Origin of the sequence: Nitrosomonas sp., assembly GCA_031316255.1 — a bacterium.
Classification (GTDB): domain Bacteria; phylum Pseudomonadota; class Gammaproteobacteria; order Burkholderiales; family Nitrosomonadaceae; genus Nitrosomonas.
The window spans coordinates 3,568,617-3,589,830 of sequence record JALDQW010000001.1 but is presented as its reverse complement, the minus strand read 5'-3'; the positions used below and the strand labels follow the sequence as shown (position 1 = coordinate 3,589,830).

The following is a 21,214-nucleotide window of genomic DNA, read 5'->3' as shown; positions in this document are numbered from 1 at the left end:
GAATCGTCATGTTATTAAATTAATATCACACGAAACAAACGAAGGGAGAGTCTAGTGAGCAGAACAGACGAAATTATAGCGGCGGCGAAGATGCCGCCGGAAGCGGTTAGGATGTCCAGATACATTGATGCGGTGTATTTTCCAATTCTGTGTATACTTTTGGTAGGTACATTCCACATGCACTTTATGCTATTGGCAGGTGACTGGGATTTCTGGTTGGATTGGAAAGACCGTCAGTGGTGGCCGGTAGTGACACCGATTGTAGGCGTTATGTATTGTGCGGCATTGATGTACTATCTGTGGGTAAACTACCGTTTACCGTATGGTGCGACCTTATGTATTGTTTGCCTGTTAATAGGTGAATGGCTGACGCGTTACTGGGGTTTTTACTGGTGGTCACACTATCCGATCAACTTTGTATTGCCATCGACAATGATACCAGGCGCATTGATGCTTGACACGATCTTGTTGTTGACAGGAAACTGGTTGGTTACAGCATTGATTGGTGGCGGATTCTGGGGATTGTTCTTTTATCCTGGCAACTGGCCGATATTTGGTCCAACCCACTTACCGGTGGTTGTAGAAGGCGTATTGCTTTCAGTAGCTGACTACACGGGATTCTTGTATGTACGTACAGGTACACCGGAATATGTTCGATTGATTGAACAAGGGTCACTGAGGACATTTGGTGGACACACCACGGTGATTGCGGCGTTCTTCTCGGCCTTTGTATCCATGCTGATGTTCTGTGTATGGTGGTACTTTGGCAAAATCTATTGCACCGCGTTTTACTATGTTAAAGGCGAAAGAGGCCGTATTTCAATGAAGATGGACGTTACGGCATATGGTGAAGCAGGATTTGCAGAGAGGATCAAATAATGAAAATAAAGAACATCTTTAAGCTTGGCGTCATGGGATTGTATGGCGCAGCGATAGGAGCCGCGACACTGGCGTTGACAGTAGCGGTAGACGTGACACCGGTAGCGGCGCATGGTGAACGTTCACAGGAGCCATTTTTGCGTATGCGTTCCATCCAATGGTACGACATGAGATGGGAGCCTAAGGTCACCAAGGTGAACGACATTGCGACCATGTCAGGAAAGTTTCACCTGGCGGAAGACTGGCCCCGTGCGGTTGGCAAGCCGGAGCGTGCGTTCTTCAACGTTGGTAGTCCGAGTCCGGTATTTGTTCGTTTGAGCACCAAGCTGAATGGCGAACCGATGTTCATATCAGGGCCGTTGGTTATTGGTCGTGACTATGAATTTGAAGTCAAGCTGAAAGCGCGTATACCTGGCCGTCATCATATGCACGCGATGGTTAACGTAAAAGACGCAGGACCGATTGCAGGGCCTGCATCGTGGATGAACATCACAGGCAACTGGGATGACTTTACCAACCCTATCAAGACACTGACAGGCGATACTATTGATACAGAGACCTTCAACTTTGCCAATGGTATATTCTGGCATCTTGTATGGACGGGTCTGGGCATATTCTGGATTGGCTATTATGTAGCACGTCCGATGTTTTTGCCACGTAGCCGTGTATTATTGGCGTATGGTGATGACCTGTTGTTGGATCCAATGGATCGTAAGGTAGCGTGGGCGGTAGCGATACTGACCTGTACGTTGGTATGGGGTGGTTATCGTTATACGGAAAGCACCTATCCATATACGATTCCGATTCAGGCTGGTGAGTCCAAGATAGATCCACTGCCGATTGAGCCAAACCCGGTAGCGATCAGAATAACGCATGCTAACTATGACGTACCAGGGCGTGCATTACGTATTACCATGGACGTTACCAACAATGGTGATACAGCGATCAACATTGGTGAGTTCACGACAGCGGGTGTACGTTTTGTAAACGCGCTGGGCCGTGAGCATCTTGATCCTGATTATCCGAGAGAGCTGGTTGCAACAGGCTTGACATTGGATAATGACGCAGCGATTGAGCCAGGCGAGACCCGTGAAGTCAAACTGGAAGCTAAAGACGCATTGTGGGAAGTGCAGCGTTTGATGGCTTTGTTGGGTGATCCGGAAAGTCGTTTTGGTGGATTGTTGATGACATGGGATGAAGAAGGCAACCGTTACATCAACAGTATTGCTGGAGCGGTAATCCCGGTCTTTACGAGACTCTAAAAAGTAGACAAGCAACAACGCCGGTACACCACTGTCGCAAGACAGCCGGTGTACCGGCTTTTTTATTAAGAAGAAGAGCACAAGAAGACTCAGGGCACCGCATTAACAATGCAGGGAAAGAGAGAAATGAAAGATAAGCGGAGTGCGGCAGGCGAGAAGAAGCGGGCGAAGTACTCTGATCAGGAGGTAATGGATGTGTTAAAGCGAACCATGAAAATGGGCGCAGCAGTTACGGTATTAGTTGCGGCATTGTATACAGGCGCGGTATTTGGGCATGGAGCAGAAGAACTGGAAGATGACAGTTGCATGCGCCGTATAGGTGAGAACATGATACATTTAAGTGTTTATCAGCCGCAGGTTGACGAAGCTGGGCATTATTGTACGGACATACCTGCGACGGGCAATACGGTGCTTGTCGTGGATCTGGTTGACCCGATATTGCGTGAAATGCCGATAGGGGTGAAACTGGTGCGAGGCAGCAGAGAAGAAGACGGCGAAGTACTGGCAAATATAAGGGCATCCGTATATGCCGATGGTGTAATTAACACGCATCAGGTATTGGAGCAGGGGAGGCATCTATTGGTCATAACTGTCGATGGCGTTCAACCGCTGAAGTATCTCTATCATTTGCGCGTTGAGATGGTCAATTATGCAGAAGTATTCAGGGCTTCGATAGGCCCTGTTGTTGGATTGGTGTTGCTGACTTTAATTGGCTACAAATTATTCAGATCCAAGCGTTTCAAAAACTGGATGGCTACAAAAAAGAAATCTTTGTAAACATTATTCTTAATAAAGATTTATAATAATATTTTTGCAGGGGAATATAGAATGAGTATTAAAACGATAAAACAATTATTCATATCAATAGTAGTTGCATCTGGAATTATATTTTCAGGACAAGTGCATGCGCACGGTGGATTGGCGCTGGCCGATGATTTATGTATTCTGACAGTCGGCCCATATACCATTCACTTTACAGGTTATCAGCCATTGTCTCAGGAAGAAGAATTTTGCGAAGATATCCCGGAGATTGGCAAAACAGTCGTTGCCTTGGATTATATTAATGATGAACTTCGTCCATTTGAGACAGAAGTGCGGATTGTGCGCAGTACGGACTCCCTTAATATCACTACCCGTACCACATCAAAGGATTTGGAAAAGGTATCGGGTGAGGATTTAGAGAAAATGACAATTTATCACCTGCCGCCTGAAGTTTATCCAACTGCTTCTATTCTGATTGATCATACATTTTCAGAGAAAGGGATGTTTGCCGGTGTTGTAACCGTGAAAGGCAATGATCAAGAATGGGTTTCAGTATTTCCGTTTTCCGTCGGTGAAGGGCTTCCAATTAACTGGCTGACAGATGTATTACCCTATGTTGCCATTGTTGTTTTTGCAGCGTTCTTTTTCTTACGTAGCCGTAAGAAACCTGAGCAAGAAGGTACATCTGCTGCATAGTTAAAGTAAATTATTGAATGTGAGTTGTTGAGTTAATAAATAACAATAAATTTAACTACTCGCTGATTGACTAAAAACACGGCAGATTCTGCCGTGTTTTTTTGTTTGTACTTGACGGTTTTTGTTAAAACCAAAATAGTCATTATTTATCGTAAATCCCAATGGGAATTGTTAAAATTCAGAGTGTTGGCTAAAAGCAAGAATGTTGATGTAATTTATGATAGATACCAATGTACTGGTGCAAAATTCAGGTTAAACTATTTTCCTGACTGTTAGAGAAGAGATGCAATGGCGAGTATAAAAGCTATTTTTAAGAATAAACACGGCGAAGCGTTATCCGGATTGCTGGAAATGCCTGAGGAAAAAGCAAAGTATTTTGCGATTTTTGCACATTGCTTTACATGTTCCAAAGACAGTCTGGCTGCCGTACATATATCCCGTGCATTAGCGGAAAAAGGAATAGCGGTTTTGCGGTTTGATTTTACCGGTCTTGGGAATAGTACGGGCGATTTTTCAAATACCAATTTCTCTTCGAATATTCAGGATATCATCGCTGCGGCAGCATTCCTTGAAAAGGAATTTGCGGCACCCAGTTTACTAATCGGACATAGTTTGGGTGGTGCTGCGGTATTGGCGGTTGCGCAGCAGCTTAAAGCCGTTAATGCTGTGGTTACAATCAGTGCACCTGCGGTGGCTGATCATGTAAAAAATTTGTTTGCTGACTCGCATCAAGAAATTCTCGAAAAAAATATCGCACAAGTTCAGTTAGGCGGCCGAAGTTTTACTATCCAAAGGCAATTCATCGACGATCTAGAAAACCATAATTCACTGGATCATATCAAGCAACTGAATAAAGCATTACTGATTTTTCACTCACCCCTGGACAAAGTGGTGTCAATCGATGAAGCAGCGCGCATTTATACGGCTGCCCGGCACCCCAAAAGTTTTATTTCGCTCGATCATGCGGACCATCTTTTATCACAGCCCGAAGACGCCAGATATGTTGCATCGGTATTATCGACTTGGGCGAGTCGTTACCTGGATGACAAAAGTGAGCAAACTGTCTATTCAAAACCTGCAGCCTCCGAAGTCAAGGAAGGTACTGTAATTGTCAGGGAAGTCGACAAAAATTTTACCCGTGAAATTGTTACTGCACACCACCGGTTAATCAGCGATGAGCCAATCAAAATGGGGGGTGGAGATCTGGGTGTTAATCCTTATGAGTTGTTATTGGCGGCCCTGGGTAGTTGTACATCCATGACTTTACGTATGTATGCCAATCATAAAAAGCTGGATTTGCAGGAAATAGAAATAGAGCTTTATCATAGTCGGGTACATGCAGAAGATTGTCTAAACTGCGATAAGCAGGAAATACCTGTTGATAAAATTTCGCGTATCATCAAATTAAAAGGGCAATTAAATGATCAACAACGAAAACGCATGTTGGAAATAGCGAATCAGTGTCCGGTTCATAAGACACTGGAAAACCAAATCGTTATTGAAACCAGATCATTTGAATAGAGTTTGCATGCAAGATGCAAAAACCACAGAAAAATTTCGTATAGATAAATGGCTTTTTGCAGCCCGTTTTTTTAAAACACGTTCGTTGGCAGCAGAAGCCATTGAACGTGGCAGAGTCATTTTGAACGGCGACCGGGTAAAGCCGGCCAAGACACTCACAATCGGTGACGCTATGAAGATTCGTATTGGGAATTATCAATATGAAATCAAAGTATTGGCGTTAAGCAATAAACGGGGATCCGCATCGATTGCTCAGCAACTGTATCGGGAAACTGAAGAAAGCTGCAAACAGCGTGAGATTATCTCTGAACGTTTAAAGACGCAACCGAAACCCTTTTATAGTAAAGGAAGGCCGACAAAACGTGACCGGCGGCAAATTATGCGGTTGAAGAAAAATGAAAAAACAGATCAAGGTGATGATTCATTCTGAATTGAATGCAGTGTCCAACATCGCCATCTTGCCGCAGTCAATGTTTGATACCCGCTGCTTCCGGTATCAGATACTTACCACCCCGTTTTTTAATATCACTTGACAGGTTGTTATTGGTTCTGTAGTCTGCGCACCCTTACCTCGGGTGCCTTTTGAATTTTTCAAGAAGTTAAACGGGAAGCTGGTGCGTTAAATTGCATTGATGTAATTCGTCCATGATAAGTGGCAATAGTTATGGCGATCATAATTGCAAGACAACAAAACCAGCACTGCCCCCGCAACGGTAGATGAGTCAAGAAAAGATGGATTAACACTTTTTCTTAAAGATTTGCAAGATGCCACTGTGTCGATATATCGCATGGGAAGGCGCAAGTCTGGATTAATTTCCGCTCATGAGTCCGGAGACCGGCCTGAAGTAAAACAATGGTATTGCGGAGGGCGATATATGGTATTGGCGTTTCCTTTCTGATTGGGTCGTTTTTGTTTTTCCTCTGCAATTCTTTTAAACGGATATCGCGCGGGCGGCGCGGAGGAAAAAATGTTACAACAAAGCCATTTACCGGCAATTGCGAAGCTCACTGTACTGGGGTTTTTCAGCATATTAACAGCACCGGTCTGGGCCGGAAACAGTTTTCCGGTTCACCATAAAGAACCGATTGTTGTCACAGCGACACGCACAGCGCAAACGGCCGATGCATCGCTGGCGGCGACGACGGTTATAACGCGCGAAGATATTGAACGCCAGCAAGCACGTTCAATTCATGATTTATTGCGGGGTACGCCCGGCATTAGTATTGTCAACAATGGCGGTCCCGGAAAAAGTACCTTTATGCAGATGCGCGGGACAGAAACCGATCATGTCCTGGTTTTGATTGATGGAATCAAAGTGGGCTCAGCCACTTCTGGCACTACGCCATTCGAAAATATTCCGATTGAGCAGATTGAGCGTATCGAAATTGTTCGTGGCCCGCGTTCGAGTCTGTATGGTTCCGAAGCGATTGGCGGCGTTATCCAGATTTTTACGCGCAAAGGCGACGGCAAACGCGGTTTAACACCGGTATTCAGTTTTGGCGGCGGCAGTTTCGGTTCGCTGAATGGTTCTGTGGGATTGTCTGGAAACAATGGGCAAGGTTGGTTTAATCTGACAGCGAGCGGCAGGGAGACAAAAGGTTTTAACAGTTGCACCGGGTCGGTTTTTGCAGGATGCTTTTCAAGTAATCCCGATCCCGATCGGGACGGTTATCGCAATGTGTCGGGTTCTGCAAATGCGGGTTACCGTTTTAAGAATGGACTTGAAATCGGTGGAAATTTTATGCAATCCGATGGCAGAACCGAGTTTGACGCCAGCGATCCATTCCCCGGGTTTATTTCACCGAATAAATCAGAACTCATGCAGCAGGTTTTCGGCGGTTCATTAAAGTATGCTCCGGTCGATTTTTGGCGGTTAAACGTCATTGCCGGGCGCAGCAAGGATTATCTGGACAGTTTCAGTGGTCGTGATTTGACATCACGCTTTAATACCATGCGCGATACCATTTCAATACTGAATGATTTTACGCTGCATGAGAATCACTTGTTGACAATTGGTACGGATTATCAGCATGACGCGGTTGACAGTACAACAGCATTTACGGAGACTTCAAGGCACAACTGGGGTGTTTTTGCGCAGCATCAGGCGAAAGTTGCTTCATTTAACAATCAACTGTCCGGCCGGATCGATTTAAACGAACAGTTTGGGACATTCATGACTGGTGGTGTTGGAACGGGGTATAAGATTTCAGAAAATATACGGTTGACGGCGAATTTCGCGACGGCATTTAAAGCGCCGACATTTAATGAGCTTTATTTTCCACCCCCATTCTCGGGTAATCCTGATCTGAGTCCTGAAAAATCGCGTACCCTGGAATTCGGTGTACGTGGCAGAGCCAATTGGGGTAACTGGTCGTTGAATGTTTATGAAACCCGGGTAAACGATCTGATTGCATTTAACATTGCCAATGGTAAAGTTGACAATATTGATAAGGCAATTATTCAGGGACTGGAGGCGGTGCTCAGTACACACATCCGGGGCTGGGTGCTCAATGGCAATCTTACATTCCTGGATCCGGAGAATCGCGCATCAGACACAAATAACGGTAACATATTACCCAGACGCGCGCAGCAGTCGTTTCGTCTCGATGCAGACCGCCAGTTCGGTAAATACAGGCTTGGGGCAATATTTCTGGCCGAAGGCGAGCGTTTTGACGACCTTGGGAATACGCTTAAATTGGATAGTTACGTCAAGTTCGACCTGCGTGCTGAGTATGCGCTGAGCAAGCACTGGCGATTACAGGGACGCATCGAAAACCTGTTCAATGAACATTATGAAACAGCCAGATTTTTCAATCAACCGGGACGCAATTTTTTCGCCACTTTACGCTATCAACCTTAACAAGGAGTTAACACATGTTTTCATTATCGACTGCATTGACTTTATCCACTCGCAATCAGTTGCTGATTGCATTCATGCTGGTAATATTGATGATTATCACGCGCGGTCATCATTTTGCCGATATGCATAACCTTCCGGGTGCGTCATGGGCAGTATTCTTTCTAGCCGGAGTCTATTTGCGAACAATCTGGTCTTTGCCGGGTTTTCTGGCATTAAGCTGGTGGCTTGATTTTGCCGCGTATACCTGGGGTGGGGCCAGCGGTTTCTGTTTGACGCCTGCGTATGTTTTTCTGTTACCGGCGTATGCTGCGTTATGGCTGGCAGGGCGCGGGTATGCCGGGCAGTATCAATTCAACTGGCGCACCTTACAGCCGTTGTCGTTGTGCATGTTGGCCGGTTTAACACTCTGCGAATTATTTTCCAGCGGCGGTTTTTATTTTTTCTCGGGCCATTTTACTGACACCACATGGATTGAATTTGCCGGCCGTTCTTTGGAATATTTTCCGTTGTATGTTGAGTCATTTTTGTTTTATACCGGTATTGCAATCGTGGTGCATGCCGCTTACGTTTTGATTTATCGGCAATCCAATATGCACGGAAAAGTAGCCGGTTAGTCGATGACCGCTTCAGGAAATGCGGATAAAGCCGCGCGTTACCGCAACCGTATGCAGCGTAAAAAAAATGTTGTCGATGCTGCAATTGCGCGTGCTGATCAGGCAAAAGGTCTGCTGCTGGTGCTGACTGGCAATGGCAAGGGTAAATCGAGTTCGGCGTTCGGTATGGTTGCGCGCGCACTGGGACATGGCATGCGTGTGGGCGTTGCGCAGTTTATCAAAGGCCGTTCGGATACCGGCGAAGAAGCTTTTTTCCGGCGGCAGGCCAATGTCGTCTGGCATGTGCTCGGCGAAGGCTTTACCTGGGATACGCAGGATCTTGAACGTGACAGTGAGACAGCACGCCAAGGCTGGCGGATTGTCCAGGAAATGCTGCGCGACCCTGAAATTGATTTGGTGGTTATCGATGAGCTGACCTATCCGCTTAAATACGGTTGGCTGGAGATGGACAGCGTGCTGGAAGATCTGAAAAGCCGTCCGGTTATGCAGCATGTCGTGATTACCGGGCGTGCTGCGCCAGAAGCCCTTTGTGAAGCGGCCGATACGGTGACCGAGATGCGCGATGTCAAGCATGCATTTCAAGCTGGAATAATGGCGCAAAAGGGCATTGATCTGTAATCACGCGTAATCGTTTAAACTTGTCAAAGAATGCCTGAACAACTCCACCTAAACAACACTGCTTTCAAGCACTTTATCGCCTGACCACCATAAGATCAGATTATTTTCAGCCGGTATCAACGCATCGGGCTGGTACGCCACGACGCGGGGCGTAAAATCACTGAACGGACGGATAGTATTTACCTTGCTTTTATACACATACCCGTTTGCGGTGCCGGGGATGCTGGCATGTCGCTGCATGTTCAGGCAGACGGGGGCAGCGTCCGATTCAATCGGATCAGCGTAAATCTGTACTTGGATGGAATCAGGAGAAATTTCTCCGAGATAAGCCTGTAATTCAAATATCCAGCCATTGTTTTCCGCGGATATCGACCAATTACTCAAATGAATGCCATGCCAGTGTTGTATGAGTGTTTTATTCCAGCGGTGCAGCGTTTTGCCGATTTCGCCACCTTGAGCGGTTCGATTCTGGAATGCAATGGCTGCGGGAATATACAGTTCCTCGACATATTCGCGCACCATACGGTTGGTGCTGAACTGCGGTGCAAGTGCTGACATGCTGGCGCGCACTCTGGCAACCCAAGCACGGGGGATGCCGATTGCATCGCGGTCATAGAACATGGGTACAATCTCATTCTCCAGTACGCTGTACAATTGTTCCGCCTCGATATGATTCCAGTCCGGTTCATCATGCGCCATGCCGTCTCCCAGCGCCCAACCGACTTCCGGCGTGTACGCCTCGGCCCACCAGCCGTCCAGTTCCGAAAGGTTCAACCCGCCATTGACCAGTACCTTCATGCCACTGGTGCCGCTGGCTTCCCAGGGACGACGCGGGGTATTAATCCATAGATCAATACCTTGCACCATTTCCTGTGCAAGCGCGATATCATAGTCTTCGAGAAATACCACCCGCATGCGAACTTCCGGGCGTGCGGCAAATTGCGCCCATTGTTGAATAAATCGTTTGCCTTCGGTATCGTTCGGATGTGCTTTGCCGGCAACGACAATCTGCACGGGACGTTCCGGATTGAGCAGCAAGCGCATGAAGCGTTCGGGATCGTGCAACAGCAGGTTAGGGCGCTTGTAAGCAGTGAAGCGGCGGGCAAATCCGAGTGTGAGAATATTGGGATCAAGAATCTGCTCCACTTGTTGGGCGGTAGTTGCCGCGACGGCGTGGTGTCCAAATTGTCGGCGCAACCGCTGGCGTGCATGGTATACAAGGTCGGCGCGTTCTTGCCCGCGGAAATTCCATAGCGCTTCATCGCTCAGCGTTCCAATTGCCGATGCCAACGCGTTTTCCGTACTCAGCCAGCGGTCTTTTCCGCAGGAGCGGGTCCAGATCTCGTCAGCCCAGGATGAGTCCCAAGACGGCACATGCACCCCATTGGTGACATATGTCACTGGTACTTCACATTGCGGCCAGTATGGATACAGACCCTGGAAAATGTTTTGGCTTACCGTACGGTGCAGACGGCTCACACCATTGATCCTGGCGCAGGTGCGTGCTGCCAGATACGCCATATTGAACGGTTCGTTACCGTCATTTTCGTTGCGGCGACCCAGGGCAATCAGTTCTGCAGGCGCCACTCCCAGGGCTTTTGCATAAATGAGTCCGTATTTAGCCAGTAAATCGCGGTGATAGGTATCAAATCCGGCTGCCACAGGCGTATGGGTGGTGAACAGATTGCCGGGCCGGGTCGCCCAGAGCGCCTGCCAGAAATCCACTTGATTCTTTTCTTTAAAACAGCGCGCGCGTTCCAGAGTCACAAATGCAGCGTGTCCTTCATTCAAGTGGCAGATGTCAATCTCGAGTCCCAAGGCCTGAATTAACCGCCAACCACCTATGCCCAATGCTATTTCCTGCACCAGGCGCATTTCTTCACCGCCGCCGTACAACTTGCTGGTGATGCCGCGGTCGAGCGGATTGTTCAAGGGGTCGTTGCTGTCGAGCAGATACAATCGCACCCGGCCTACCTGCACTTCCCAGACATGAAAGCGCGCAGTGCGGCCAGGAAGCTCGATGGGAATAGCCAGCCAGCTGCCGTTATGCGCCAGTACGGGTCGAAGCGGCATTGTGCTGGAGTCGTTGTAGGGATACACTTCCTGCTGCCACTTCGATTCATCGAGTACTTGCCGAAAATAACCTTCCTGATAAAGCAGGCCGATTGCGGTTACCGGTACTGCGAGATCGCTCGCCGCCTTGAGGTAATCGCCCGCCAAAACACCAAGCCCGCCCGCATACAAAGGCAGTGCTTCGCCCAGACCAAACTCCATACTGAAATACGCCACACCCTTTAACGGCGCATCCCCATGTACCTCGCCGAACCAGCCGCAACAATCGCAGTAACTGCTGCGCGCATTGACCAGGTTTTTCAGATGACGTTTGAATTGCGTGTTCCGGTTAAGTTCTTCAAGGCGTTCACGGGGCAGATTCTGCAAAACGACCAGTGGATTCTCGCTTTGCTCCCATAATACAGGGTCCATCGCTTTCCACACGGTATCGCCTGCATGACTCCAGGTCCAGCGCAAATCAGTGGCCAGTGTTGCGATTTGTTCGACCAAGGGAATCAGGTCAGCGGGTAAGTCCTGCAGGTAATGAATCATTGAACGCGGTATTTTCATGATTTTTACGGGGAAAATTAGCGAGTATTTGATTATCCTGTCATGCTTGATAATAATCAATCCAGCAGCTGTTAATCCTTTGCTGGACAATATGAAAAAAACAAAAAACCCGCTGTTAGGCAGGTTTTTTGAATTTAGGGCGTCGCTAAGTGTCTATGTTTGCGAGCATCCGTATCGCGGATTGCTTGCTTACCTGCTTCTCTGTTTCGCCACGTTTGTTTAAACGCTGAATTTTTAGAGGTGACTTATAGAGAGTATTTATCTTGTCAGTCCTGCATACAACACCGGCAGTTTTTCAGGCAATCGCTCGACATGATCAATCACCATATAATTGCGCTCTCCAAAAATGCGCGATACATACTGATCGGCTCTTGGGTCAAGACTCATGCAATAGGTGACTACGCCTGATCTGGATGCTTCTTCGACAGCTTTCTTGGTGTCGAAGCGCAGATATTGCGGGTCACGTACGTCGACGTCGGCAGGTTCGCCGTCGGTGATGACGAGCAGCAGTTTTTTCGACGATTTCTGCAATTTCAGATAGTGGCTGGCATGACGGATGGCCGCGCCCATGCGCGTGGAGAGTTGCCCTGTCATGCCCGCCAGCTTGGCCTTGGGTATTTCATTGTACGGTTGTTCAAAGTCCTTGTAGCGGTAATATTCCACGTCATGGCGGCCATCGGAGCAGAAGCCGTGAATCGCAAACGGGTCTCCGATTTTGTCGATGGCGTTGGCCAGCAGTACGCAGGCCTGGCGCGTGAGTTCCAACACAGTGAATTCCTGTCCGGCGACTTTTTCGTTGGTTGATTCGGACATATCAAGCAGTACCAATACCGAAATATCACGGATTTTACGGATCGAACGCATCATAATGCGGGGATCAGGCTGCATGCCCATACGAATGTCGGTCATCGAGTGGATTGCGGCGTTGATGTCGATGTCATCGCCGTCCTCGAGTTTGCGGATGCGCCGCGTGCCTTGCGGTTGCATGGCGTCGAGCAGGAATTTCATGCGCGCAATTTCACGTTTGTATTGCGTGGCGATTTCGTCAATGCATTGCATGTCGCCCATTTTGGCGCGTTTTTCCTGTACCGTTGCCCAATCGGGACGCTCCAGCTGGATCTGGTAGTCCCATTCTGAGTAATGGAAGGGCGGCGATACGGGTTCCTTGCCTTCCATGTCGTTGAATGAGACGCCGTTGTCTTCATACGGAAAAAATTCTGAGCCCATCACCCAGATTTCCTGCGCGTCGTCACCGGCGGTTTCGACTTCTATCTCGTTGGCCAGTTCCATCACGTTGACATATTTACGCACCTGTTTGGGTGCTTCGAAACCGGCACTCAGGGATTTGTTGAAATCAAATTCCTCAAACTCCCAGAAATAACGGTTGTCGTCACGATACGGCGCGGTTAACACATCGGTGCGCGGGTTATACGGCAGGTTTTTATCGCGGATACTGTGCGCGAGCTGCACGCCGATATCCCAGGAAATCTGGTGACTGCCGAGTTTTTCCTGTGCGGCTTTAAACAAACGGCGGCCTTCCGTGATCCATTTGTCATTATCTTTATAGCAAGGATCGACGAGTGCGCGCGCTAATCGGTTAAGATAATTCCCTATGCTGGCGCCCATATCTGGTGTGGCGGTGTGCAGGCTGCCCCAGGTTTTACGCAAACCGGGAAAACGCCGGATTGACAGTTCTTCCACACGCGCGTCTTCAATGACGGAAATCACAGCCATTTGCATGGGATTGAGCCCTTCAGCAGAGATGGGTTGCTTTGTTTCAACCAGGTGTGCTGCGGTATGCGCAGCTGCAGCGCGATAAACCTCGGTGGCTGAGACATCGCCATAATTGTCAAACGCGTCCGGCAAATGAATGAAATAGTTTTCGATAAACGGCTTGTAGCCTTCGCGTGTTTCAAAATCGCCGGATGTCGGTTTCATGAAAAAATCCCGCGCCCAGAGCGCGCGCAGATACATGTTGATGCGACGCTGTACGTCAACAAACAGCGTGCCTTTGCGCTCTTTCTGCAGAACGGCCAGTGATTCCTTCGATTCCAGGCCAAAATATTGAACTTGTTCTTCGTAATCGGTACGGTGCGCATGTGCGCCCCACATGGCCCAACGGCGTAATCCACCCAGCGTGAGTTGCTCGAACAAGATTTCCAGTTTGTCGAGCATCGGACGAATACCGCGTGGCGCTTGTGCAATCAAGGTGTTGAGAAATTGCAGATAATTCAGGAACAGATTCGCATCACCCAGACGCCTGGCTGCCGTAGGTGCGGTAGCCAGTACCAATTCGATGACTGCCCCTGATGTTTTTGAAGCTAATGCCAAAACCGATGTCGCAAGTTCAACGATCACGTCCTCGCCAATTTCCTTGGCAACCTGTGGAATTTCGTCGATCCAGCAGTCAACCAGGTTGCGTCCCCGTCCCAGGTTGCGCAGCGCGGATACCCCTTTAAGGTAATTATCCAGCCCGCGCGGTGAAAAAACCTTGACCGCTTCGGGCCAGGCATTCTTGAGCAGTGCTGTTGATTCAGGCTCCAGATTTTCCAGTAATTCTTTGTAATCATCAAGATGAATACTCATGACGTCACCTGCGTATTGGTAAAATAAATACTGTTAATGTATTTCGTTTTGAAATACTTAATTAAAGAACGTTGATACAGCTGCATCGAGCGCATCGCGCATGTCCGGATCATCAGTAATTGGACGCACCAGGGCAACGCGGCATGCGTCATGTGGCGCTACTTTCTTGGCAATCAGGCTGCCTGCATAAATCAGCATGCGGGTCGATATGCCTTCATCGAGACCGTGACCTTTCAAATTGCGCGCGCGTTCGGCGATCGATACCAGTTTTTCGGCAATTTCCGCGGAAACGCCGGTTTCGTGAGCGACGATCCTGCTTTCGATTTCATGACTGGGGTAATTGAAATCCAGTGCGCCAAAGCGTTGCTTGGTTGATTGCTTGAGGTCTTTCATCAGGCTTTGGTAGCCGGGGTTGTATGAAATGACTATTTGAAAATCTTTATGCGCATGGATTAATTCGCCTTTTTTCTCCAGCGGCAATACCCGGCGGTTATCGGTCAATGGATGAATGACAACCGTGGTATCCTGTCTTGCTTCAACCACTTCGTCGAGATAGCAGATGGCGCCGTGACGTGCTGCAACGGCGAGCGGCCCATCCTGCCAGGTGGTGCCTTTGGCATCCAGCAGATAACGGCCGACCAGATCGGACGCGGTCATGTCCTCGTTACAGGCGACGGTAATCAATGGTTTTTTGAGTTTCCATGCCATATACTCGACAAAACGGGTTTTGCCGCAGCCGGTAGGTCCTTTCAGCATCATGGGCATGCGTACCGAATAAGCCGCTTCATAAAGTTCCACCTCATCCGCGACGGGATGGTAATAGGGTTCAGTTTTAACGTGATACTGGTCGATAATTTTGTTCATAACGAACTCCTGTTTTTAAACATCAGGCTTTTTGAAAACGCTGAAAAATGCAAATCAATTCGAAATTCCTGCACCAGCAGCTTTTTAGGCCGAAAAAAAGCCCCCGCCCCTTTCGGGTAGGGGGCTTTGGGTAATTTTGTATACCCGCTGGTAATCGCTTACACGGTTTTGCCGCGGTAGATAACCATGGATGTGCCTTGGCTTTGCGCGAAGTTATCGTAACCGATCAAACGCACATGATTGTTCGGGTTGGCTTTGTGACAGGCCTCTGCTTCAGCTAAAATACGTGCTACATCGGTCTCGCCAAACATCGGCAGTTTCCACATATACCAGTAGTTATCCATCAGATGCTCCGGTTCGGTATGTTCAATCGCCGGGTTCCAGCCTTTTTTGACGATATATTCCACCTGCTTTTTGATTTGTTTTTTGTCCATTGCCGGCAGGTATGAAAATGTTTCGAATTTGCGGCTGGCAGGATCGCTCAAGCGACTTTTATAATCCAATACTTCAGACATTTATATTACTCCTGATAAATTTAACTGTCGGCGCATGCACCATGCGCCGGAAAATAGTTTACTTGTGTGCCACGTCCAGCTTGTCGACAGTGTCAAACTCGAATTTAATTTCTTTCCAGGTTTCCATGGCAATCTTGAGTTCCGGACTGCTCTTGGCGGCATCGGTTAGAATCGCTTTACCTTCTTTTTCGATCTGTACGCCACGGTTACGCGCTTCTACACAGGCTTCGAGTGCGACACGATTGGCAGCCGCGCCAGCAGCATTACCCCATGGGTGGCCCAGTGTACCGCCGCCAAACTGCAGGCAGGCATCGTCACCAAAAATTGCAACCAGCGCAGGCATATGCCAGACATGAATGCCGCCGGAAGCAACCGGGAATACGCCAGGCATTGAGCCCCAGTCCTGATCAAAGAAGATACCACGATTGCGGTCTTCCTTGACGTAGGATTCGCGCATCAAATCAATCCAGCCCAGTGTTGCTTCACGATCGCCTTCAAGTTTGCCGACAACAGTGCCTGAATGCAGGTGATCACCACCGGACAAGCGCAGGATCTTGGTCAATACACGGAAGTGGATGCCATGATGCGGATTGCGATCCAGTACGGCATGCATCGCGCGGTGGATATGCAGGAGTATACCGTTGTCGCGGCACCAGTTAGCCAGACCCGTATTGGCGCAGAAGCCGCCAGTGATGTAGTCATGCATAATGATCGGCGCACCGATTTCCTTGGCATATTCTGCACGTTTGTACATTTCTTCCGGTGTTGGTGCGGTTACATTCAGATAGTGACCTTTACGTTCGCCAGTTTCGCGTTCTGCTTTGTGAATGGCTTCCATCACAAAATCAAACCGTTGGCGCCAGCGCATGAAAGGTTGGCTGTTTATGTTTTCGTCATCTTTTGTTAGGTCCAAGCCGCCGCGTAAACATTCGTATACGGCGCGGCCATAGTTCTTGGCGGACAGGCCCAGTTTCGGTTTAATAGTACAACCCAAAAAAGCGCGGCCATATTTGTTAAAGATATCGCGTTCAACTTGAATGCCATGAGGCGGTCCGCCGCAGGTTTTGACATAGGCGATCGGGAAGCGAACATCTTCCAGGCGCAAGGCACGAATTGCCTTGAATCCAAATACGTTACCCACCAGTGAAGTGAACACGTTGACAACAGAACCTTCCTCGAACAAATCAATTGGATAAGCAATAAAGGCGTAGAAACAGGTGTCGTCGCCAGGTACGTCTTCAATGTGATAGGCACGGCCTTTGTAATAATCCAGATCGGTGAGCAAGTCAGTCCAGACTGTAGTCCATGTGCCGGTTGAAGATTCCGCCGCAACCGCTGCGGCTGCTTCTTCACGGTCAACACCGGGTTGAGCGGTGATTTTAAAACATGCCAGAATATCTGTATCTAATGGGGTGTATTCGGGCATCCAGTAAGTCTGCCGATATTCTTTAACACCAGCGCTGTATGTTTTCGCCATAATTTTCTCTCCAGTAAAATCCGCTCGATTCAGTTCATGTCGAAAGAAAAGAGCGGAGGTTTAAGTAACAATTAATAAATGACAAGTAATAATTAACGAAACAAATTTGAAAACAAGAATGTACTCAAGTACGAGTACGGTATGAGCATTTGAAACATGGTGTAACTATAAAGAATACTAATCATAAGCACAAATCAATTATTTTGATAAGTATGATAAGCTTATACTTATATAAATCAAGAGACACCAATTAATGCTGCATCTTACGTTACGACAACTGAAAGTATTTGAGACGGTCGCCCGCCATTTAAGTTTTTCCCGCGCTGCGGAAGAGCTGTATTTAACCCAACCAGCTGTTTCCATGCAGATAAAACAACTGGAAGAGAATGTAAGTTTGCCCCTATTTGAGCAAATGGGCAAGCAAATTTATTTGACCGAAGCCGGGAATGAACTGTTCCGGTATAGCCGTGATATTTTACAACGGCTATCGGACCTTGAAGTGACGCTCGATGAACTCAAAGGCATGGAACGCGGCAAATTAAACATCGCGGTTGTAACCACCGCCAATTATTTTGCACCGCATTTGCTGGCAAAATTTTGCCAGCGTTTCAACAATGTTACCGTCAGTTTGAATGTGTCCAATCGCGAGACGATACTCAAACAGCTCGATGATAACGCCATTGATCTGGCGATTATGGGGCAGCCGCCAGAGAATCTGGATATTACCAATCAATCGTTTATGGAAAATCCACTGGTTGTGGTCGCGCCACCGGACCATCCGCTCAGTAAGAAACACAATATTACAGTCAAAAGGCTTGCACAGGAGGTGTTTCTGGTGCGTGAACCCGGTTCAGGCACGCGCAGCGCAATGGAACGTTTTTTCAAACAACATGGCGTGCGAATCAACACCGGTATGGAAACCGATACTACCGAAGCCATCAAACAGGCTGTTCAGGCTGGGATGGGCCTTGGCATCATGTCACAGCATACTGCGGAACTCGAACTTGAAACTGGCCGGCTAAAAATTCTGGATGTACAGGGCTTTCCCATAGTGCGCTACTGGCATGTTGTCATTCGCAAAAACAAACGTCTGTCCGCAGTAGCGCAGGCATTCAGGGATTTTCTGTTGCAGGAAGCGGCCGGATTGGTGCATCAGCCCGAGAAGAGCTGATTATACCAACATACCTCGAAAACAAATTGTGTGGACTTTGACGACGTTGTTTGGTCATGAATTCTCGAATTTCGAAATATGGCTTCGACGAAACTCGCTTTGTTCAATTTCTTGTATCCTGTACTACGTGCGCCATGTTAATTGATCGTTTGTGAATTTCTTTTTGAGGTATCCTGTATTTAAACCTTTTCCCATCCTGACAGAATTAACAGTTTATAAAAAGTTAGAATGGATTTTCTGAGAGGGAACTTAGTCTATAAGTCAGTTTCAGTCTTTGCTGAAATAATGGTGCATAGCATTTTGGAATAAAAACACATTTCAAGGAGATTTGTCATGAATTCAAGCAGTAACAAACAGTATACCTTTACCATTGTCAATGGTGCAGTGGTTGAATTTTTTGAAGTTGAGAACGGTTTTACGGAGCAGGAATCAATCGATAGCAGTGATACGTTTGTTATCGAAGGCAGCCAGATTACCCATACCAAGCAGACTTCAAGTGGTCTTGAGGTAACCGTTTTTTCAGATCCGGAAGGAGACGGTTTTTATAGAGTTGCCTCCCGGTCGGATGACGATTCGGGTTCTGGTGGTTCGGGCAGTGACGACGGTTCTTCTGGCGGTAGTCGTAAAGCGTTTAAATTTGATATTGTAAATGGCGAGGTTGTCGGCGTTTTTGAGTTAGAAGATGGTGTGCTGGAATCCAAATCAATCGATGATGACGGCAGTGAAACTTACGTTGTTGAGGGCGATGTGGTTGTGCGTACCGAGCAAAAAGCGTTTGGCGCCGAGGTTACACGCTATGAGGACCAAGATGGCGACGGACTTTATTTGCGCATTTCCGAACAATGGGTGTCTTCATCCGATGCGCCGTCGGGTGGTTTTGCGCATAAATTGTCCAATCCCCTCAGTTTTTCCTTTACCGATGATGATGATTTCATTGCTGTGCGCGGCGGCGATGATAGTCGCGGCGGTCTTGGTTCTGATCAGTTTGTTATCCGTGAGGCTGCGCATTTACGCATCGAAGACTTTAGTTCAATTGAAGGTGATTTGTTGGTATTTGATACCGGTTATGGCCTAGCGTCAAAGGCGCATTTGGCGCGTTTTATCACAGATATCCATCACAATGGTCAAGATTTTATTGTTGACTTCGGGCCGAATGTGTCCATTACGCTTGTCGGCGTGCAGCCTGGTCAGATCAGTGTGGATGATGTCAGTGTTTTGAGTTAGGGTCCGAGACCGGTTTTATGTAATTACCCGTTGTATGTTGTTAACGGAGTTGTTTTTCCAGGAACTCGATAGTCAGTCCGTCTACTTTTGGAACGCCGATTTTTAATCGTAGCGGATAGGGTTCCTGGCTGCCGGTGGGTTGATAGCCGCGGCGCTGGTAAAATGCAATTAGTTCGGGGCGCTGAGAGACGACGAACATACGAACTTTTGTTGTGGCGTATTGTTGCATGACGATGGCCTCAGCTTGTTGCAGTATATGCTTGCCGACGCCGCGACCCTGGAAGTCTGGGTGCACCGAGAAGAAACCGATATACGCATGGCAGTGTTCTTTTGAGAGATAGATGCACGCCGCAAGCAATTGTTCTTGATAGACGACATAGAACTGCGCGCCGGGTTTTGCCATTGCTGCGGTGACTTCATCGAGGCTGGTTCGGTCGCCGCCGATGATGTGCGTTTCGCGGGTCCACCCCATTTCGCCGCGATAGGTGAGGTTGACCAGATTGCAGATATCCGGGCAATGATCGGGTTTTGCGATTGTGAGAGTGAATCGAGACAGATCGATGATGGTTTGTTTCATTGTTTGGAAAGTTTGAAAAACACGTGCTGGTGACGAAGCATGTTTCTCAAAGGCCTGCTAAAACAGGTTCAGTACGGGACTTTTAGTTAACGCTACGCCAACAATATACGCAAAAACACACTGTGCGGCGATCCACGCGTTGATGCGAGTTTTACGTGATTTGCCAAAGCGCATGGCGATCATGCCCAAACCGATATAAACCAGCAAACCCAGGACTTTGGCAGTGAGCCAGGAATCGCTGATCGGGCTTTGCTGGATTTTATAGGCCAACGTAATGGCGCTGACCAACAGGATGGTGTCGACGACATGCGGCAGAATTTTGACCCAGCGTTGGCGCAGACTGGATGAGTCCTTGATTATCCAAATGCCGCGCAGAAAGAAAAGCAGAAAACTGGTGATTACACTGCCGATATGGATCATTTTCAACAGCGCGTAACTCATGATGCCCCCACTGAAATCAGCCAGCCATGACTGCCGGCAACTGCACCGGCTATGGTGAGCAGGCTTAGAATGAGCAGTGTCATATGTTTGCGCTGGATTTTTGCGAATGTTTGCGCGCTGATTTGTTTTTGTGCAGCTGGGTCTGGCTGTCGCCTTGCGCGCGGCTCAATAATAAACAGCATGACTGTAAACAACAGCCACACCAATACCATGGTATGCATCCACCAATACTGCCACTGGGTAAAACGGGACCAGGCATCAAGTACATGGGTCATGTAAAATCCGCTCAAACCGACAAGCAATGTCGTAAAGCGCGCCTGCGCAGCAAAGCGGCGGCGGAAATCAGTAAAAAAACACATGGCTTCTGTAGGCGATGACATATGCTTTAACGTGGGGAGCAGCACCGTCGTAACCATTGCAACACCGCCAATCCAGAGCACCACAGCCAGTACGTGAATAACACGGGCGAGCGTGAAATCGTCCATTTGCTGTTATGAAAATTGGGTAAATTGATTCAAGTTTGT

19 protein-coding genes and 1 riboswitch are annotated in these 21,214 nt (G+C 48.0%); of the genes, 11 read left to right on the top strand and 8 right to left on the bottom strand.

Annotated features, from left to right (window positions below):
• The first annotated feature begins 54 nt into the window (after positions 1-54).
• The 9 genes from MRK00_15915 to cobO all read left to right on the top strand — a co-directional run bounded on the left by MRK00_15915 (position 55) and on the right by cobO (position 9,213).
• On the top strand, positions 55-879 hold the full coding sequence (locus tag MRK00_15915; protein ID MDR4518856.1) for a methane monooxygenase/ammonia monooxygenase subunit A: 825 nt from the start codon (positions 55-57) through the stop codon (positions 877-879).
• The gene (locus tag MRK00_15910) at positions 879-2,141 is read left to right on the top strand and encodes a methane monooxygenase/ammonia monooxygenase subunit B (protein ID MDR4518855.1); all 1,263 of its coding nucleotides are present in this window, start codon (positions 879-881) and stop codon (positions 2,139-2,141) included. Before MRK00_15915 ends, MRK00_15910 begins: the two co-directional genes overlap by 1 nt.
• A gap of 126 nt (positions 2,142-2,267) precedes the next feature.
• Positions 2,268-2,918: a hypothetical protein gene (locus MRK00_15905; protein MDR4518854.1), complete on the top strand. Its 651-nt coding sequence runs from the start codon at positions 2,268-2,270 to the stop codon at positions 2,916-2,918.
• Between the two features lie 51 nt (positions 2,919-2,969).
• Positions 2,970-3,599, top strand: coding sequence for a hypothetical protein (locus MRK00_15900; protein MDR4518853.1), 630 nt, complete (start codon positions 2,970-2,972; stop codon positions 3,597-3,599).
• A 288-nt stretch (positions 3,600-3,887) separates the two neighbouring features.
• Positions 3,888-5,120 (top strand): alpha/beta fold hydrolase, encoded by a 1,233-nt coding sequence (locus MRK00_15895; GenBank protein MDR4518852.1) that lies wholly within the window; start codon positions 3,888-3,890, stop codon positions 5,118-5,120.
• A gap of 7 nt (positions 5,121-5,127) precedes the next feature.
• On the top strand, positions 5,128-5,550 hold the full coding sequence (locus MRK00_15890) for an RNA-binding S4 domain-containing protein (GenBank protein ID MDR4518851.1): 423 nt from the start codon (positions 5,128-5,130) through the stop codon (positions 5,548-5,550).
• A 126-nt stretch (positions 5,551-5,676) separates the two neighbouring features.
• Positions 5,677-5,979, top strand: a riboswitch (cobalamin riboswitch).
• Positions 5,980-6,088: 109 nt separating this feature from the next.
• A complete protein-coding gene (gene btuB, locus MRK00_15885; GenBank protein MDR4518850.1) occupies positions 6,089-7,981 on the top strand; it encodes a TonB-dependent vitamin B12 receptor in 1,893 nt (630 codons plus the stop codon).
• 14 nt (positions 7,982-7,995) lie between these two features.
• A complete protein-coding gene (locus tag MRK00_15880) occupies positions 7,996-8,595 on the top strand; it encodes a hypothetical protein (protein MDR4518849.1) in 600 nt (199 codons plus the stop codon).
• Between the two features lie 3 nt (positions 8,596-8,598).
• Positions 8,599-9,213 carry a cob(I)yrinic acid a,c-diamide adenosyltransferase gene (cobO, locus tag MRK00_15875; GenBank protein MDR4518848.1) on the top strand — a complete coding sequence of 205 codons (615 nt, stop codon included), beginning with the start codon at positions 8,599-8,601 and terminating at the stop codon, positions 9,211-9,213.
• A 48-nt stretch (positions 9,214-9,261) separates the two neighbouring features.
• Here the strand turns inward: cobO and glgP are convergent, their stop codons facing one another.
• From glgP to MRK00_15850, 5 genes are all read right to left on the bottom strand, one after another.
• Positions 9,262-11,835 carry an alpha-glucan family phosphorylase gene (glgP, locus tag MRK00_15870; GenBank protein ID MDR4518847.1) on the bottom strand — a complete coding sequence of 858 codons (2,574 nt, stop codon included), beginning with the start codon at positions 11,833-11,835 and terminating at the stop codon, positions 9,262-9,264.
• Positions 11,836-12,093: 258 nt separating this feature from the next.
• The gene (locus tag MRK00_15865) at positions 12,094-14,421 is read right to left on the bottom strand and encodes a nitric oxide reductase activation protein NorD (GenBank protein MDR4518846.1); all 2,328 of its coding nucleotides are present in this window, start codon (positions 14,419-14,421) and stop codon (positions 12,094-12,096) included.
• A gap of 57 nt (positions 14,422-14,478) precedes the next feature.
• A complete protein-coding gene (locus MRK00_15860) occupies positions 14,479-15,285 on the bottom strand; it encodes a CbbQ/NirQ/NorQ/GpvN family protein (protein MDR4518845.1) in 807 nt (268 codons plus the stop codon).
• Between the two features lie 158 nt (positions 15,286-15,443).
• Positions 15,444-15,800: a ribulose bisphosphate carboxylase small subunit gene (locus tag MRK00_15855; GenBank protein ID MDR4518844.1), complete on the bottom strand. Its 357-nt coding sequence runs from the start codon at positions 15,798-15,800 to the stop codon at positions 15,444-15,446.
• Between the two features lie 58 nt (positions 15,801-15,858).
• On the bottom strand, positions 15,859-17,280 hold the full coding sequence (locus MRK00_15850; protein ID MDR4518843.1) for a form I ribulose bisphosphate carboxylase large subunit: 1,422 nt from the start codon (positions 17,278-17,280) through the stop codon (positions 15,859-15,861).
• Positions 17,281-17,530: 250 nt separating this feature from the next.
• Between MRK00_15850 and MRK00_15845 the strand changes: the two genes are divergently transcribed.
• Positions 17,531-18,448, top strand: a complete 918-nt coding sequence (locus MRK00_15845) for a LysR family transcriptional regulator (protein MDR4518842.1) — start codon at positions 17,531-17,533, stop codon at positions 18,446-18,448.
• A 333-nt stretch (positions 18,449-18,781) separates the two neighbouring features.
• Entirely contained in the window at positions 18,782-19,672 is an 891-nt protein-coding gene (locus MRK00_15840) for a hypothetical protein (GenBank protein ID MDR4518841.1), read from the top strand.
• A 40-nt stretch (positions 19,673-19,712) separates the two neighbouring features.
• Here the strand turns inward: MRK00_15840 and MRK00_15835 are convergent, their stop codons facing one another.
• Genes MRK00_15835 through MRK00_15825 form a run of 3 tightly spaced genes read right to left on the bottom strand, consistent with a single transcriptional unit; the run spans position 19,713 to position 21,175 of the window.
• The gene (locus tag MRK00_15835) at positions 19,713-20,249 is read right to left on the bottom strand and encodes a GNAT family N-acetyltransferase (protein MDR4518840.1); all 537 of its coding nucleotides are present in this window, start codon (positions 20,247-20,249) and stop codon (positions 19,713-19,715) included.
• A gap of 57 nt (positions 20,250-20,306) precedes the next feature.
• Positions 20,307-20,690, bottom strand: a complete 384-nt coding sequence (locus tag MRK00_15830; protein MDR4518839.1) for a SirB2 family protein — start codon at positions 20,688-20,690, stop codon at positions 20,307-20,309.
• Positions 20,687-21,175, bottom strand: a complete 489-nt coding sequence (locus MRK00_15825; GenBank protein ID MDR4518838.1) for a hypothetical protein — start codon at positions 21,173-21,175, stop codon at positions 20,687-20,689. The genes MRK00_15830 and MRK00_15825 overlap by 4 nt, the downstream gene beginning before the upstream one ends.
• Positions 21,176-21,214 lie beyond the last annotated feature (39 nt).

What these genes read in the sequence shown, in the direction of transcription:
- MRK00_15910 (MDR4518855.1), top strand. Translation starts at nt 879, where the DNA reads ATGAAAATAAAGAACATCTTTAAGCTTGGCGTCATGGGATTGTATGGC.
- MRK00_15905 (MDR4518854.1), top strand. Translation starts at nt 2,268, where the DNA reads ATGAAAGATAAGCGGAGTGCGGCAGGCGAGAAGAAGCGGGCGAAGTAC.
- MRK00_15900 (MDR4518853.1), top strand. Translation starts at nt 2,970, where the DNA reads ATGAGTATTAAAACGATAAAACAATTATTCATATCAATAGTAGTTGCA.
- MRK00_15895 (MDR4518852.1), top strand. Translation starts at nt 3,888, where the DNA reads ATGGCGAGTATAAAAGCTATTTTTAAGAATAAACACGGCGAAGCGTTA.
- MRK00_15890 (MDR4518851.1), top strand. Translation starts at nt 5,128, where the DNA reads ATGCAAGATGCAAAAACCACAGAAAAATTTCGTATAGATAAATGGCTT.
- btuB (MDR4518850.1), top strand. Translation starts at nt 6,089, where the DNA reads ATGTTACAACAAAGCCATTTACCGGCAATTGCGAAGCTCACTGTACTG.
- MRK00_15880 (MDR4518849.1), top strand. Translation starts at nt 7,996, where the DNA reads ATGTTTTCATTATCGACTGCATTGACTTTATCCACTCGCAATCAGTTG.
- cobO (MDR4518848.1), top strand. Translation starts at nt 8,599, where the DNA reads ATGACCGCTTCAGGAAATGCGGATAAAGCCGCGCGTTACCGCAACCGT.
- glgP (MDR4518847.1), bottom strand. Translation starts at nt 11,835, where the DNA reads ATGAAAATACCGCGTTCAATGATTCATTACCTGCAGGACTTACCCGCT.
- MRK00_15865 (MDR4518846.1), bottom strand. Translation starts at nt 14,421, where the DNA reads ATGAGTATTCATCTTGATGATTACAAAGAATTACTGGAAAATCTGGAG.
- MRK00_15860 (MDR4518845.1), bottom strand. Translation starts at nt 15,285, where the DNA reads ATGAACAAAATTATCGACCAGTATCACGTTAAAACTGAACCCTATTAC.
- MRK00_15855 (MDR4518844.1), bottom strand. Translation starts at nt 15,800, where the DNA reads ATGTCTGAAGTATTGGATTATAAAAGTCGCTTGAGCGATCCTGCCAGC.
- MRK00_15845 (MDR4518842.1), top strand. Translation starts at nt 17,531, where the DNA reads ATGCTGCATCTTACGTTACGACAACTGAAAGTATTTGAGACGGTCGCC.
- MRK00_15840 (MDR4518841.1), top strand. Translation starts at nt 18,782, where the DNA reads ATGAATTCAAGCAGTAACAAACAGTATACCTTTACCATTGTCAATGGT.
- MRK00_15835 (MDR4518840.1), bottom strand. Translation starts at nt 20,249, where the DNA reads ATGAAACAAACCATCATCGATCTGTCTCGATTCACTCTCACAATCGCA.
- MRK00_15830 (MDR4518839.1), bottom strand. Translation starts at nt 20,690, where the DNA reads ATGAGTTACGCGCTGTTGAAAATGATCCATATCGGCAGTGTAATCACC.
- MRK00_15825 (MDR4518838.1), bottom strand. Translation starts at nt 21,175, where the DNA reads ATGGACGATTTCACGCTCGCCCGTGTTATTCACGTACTGGCTGTGGTG.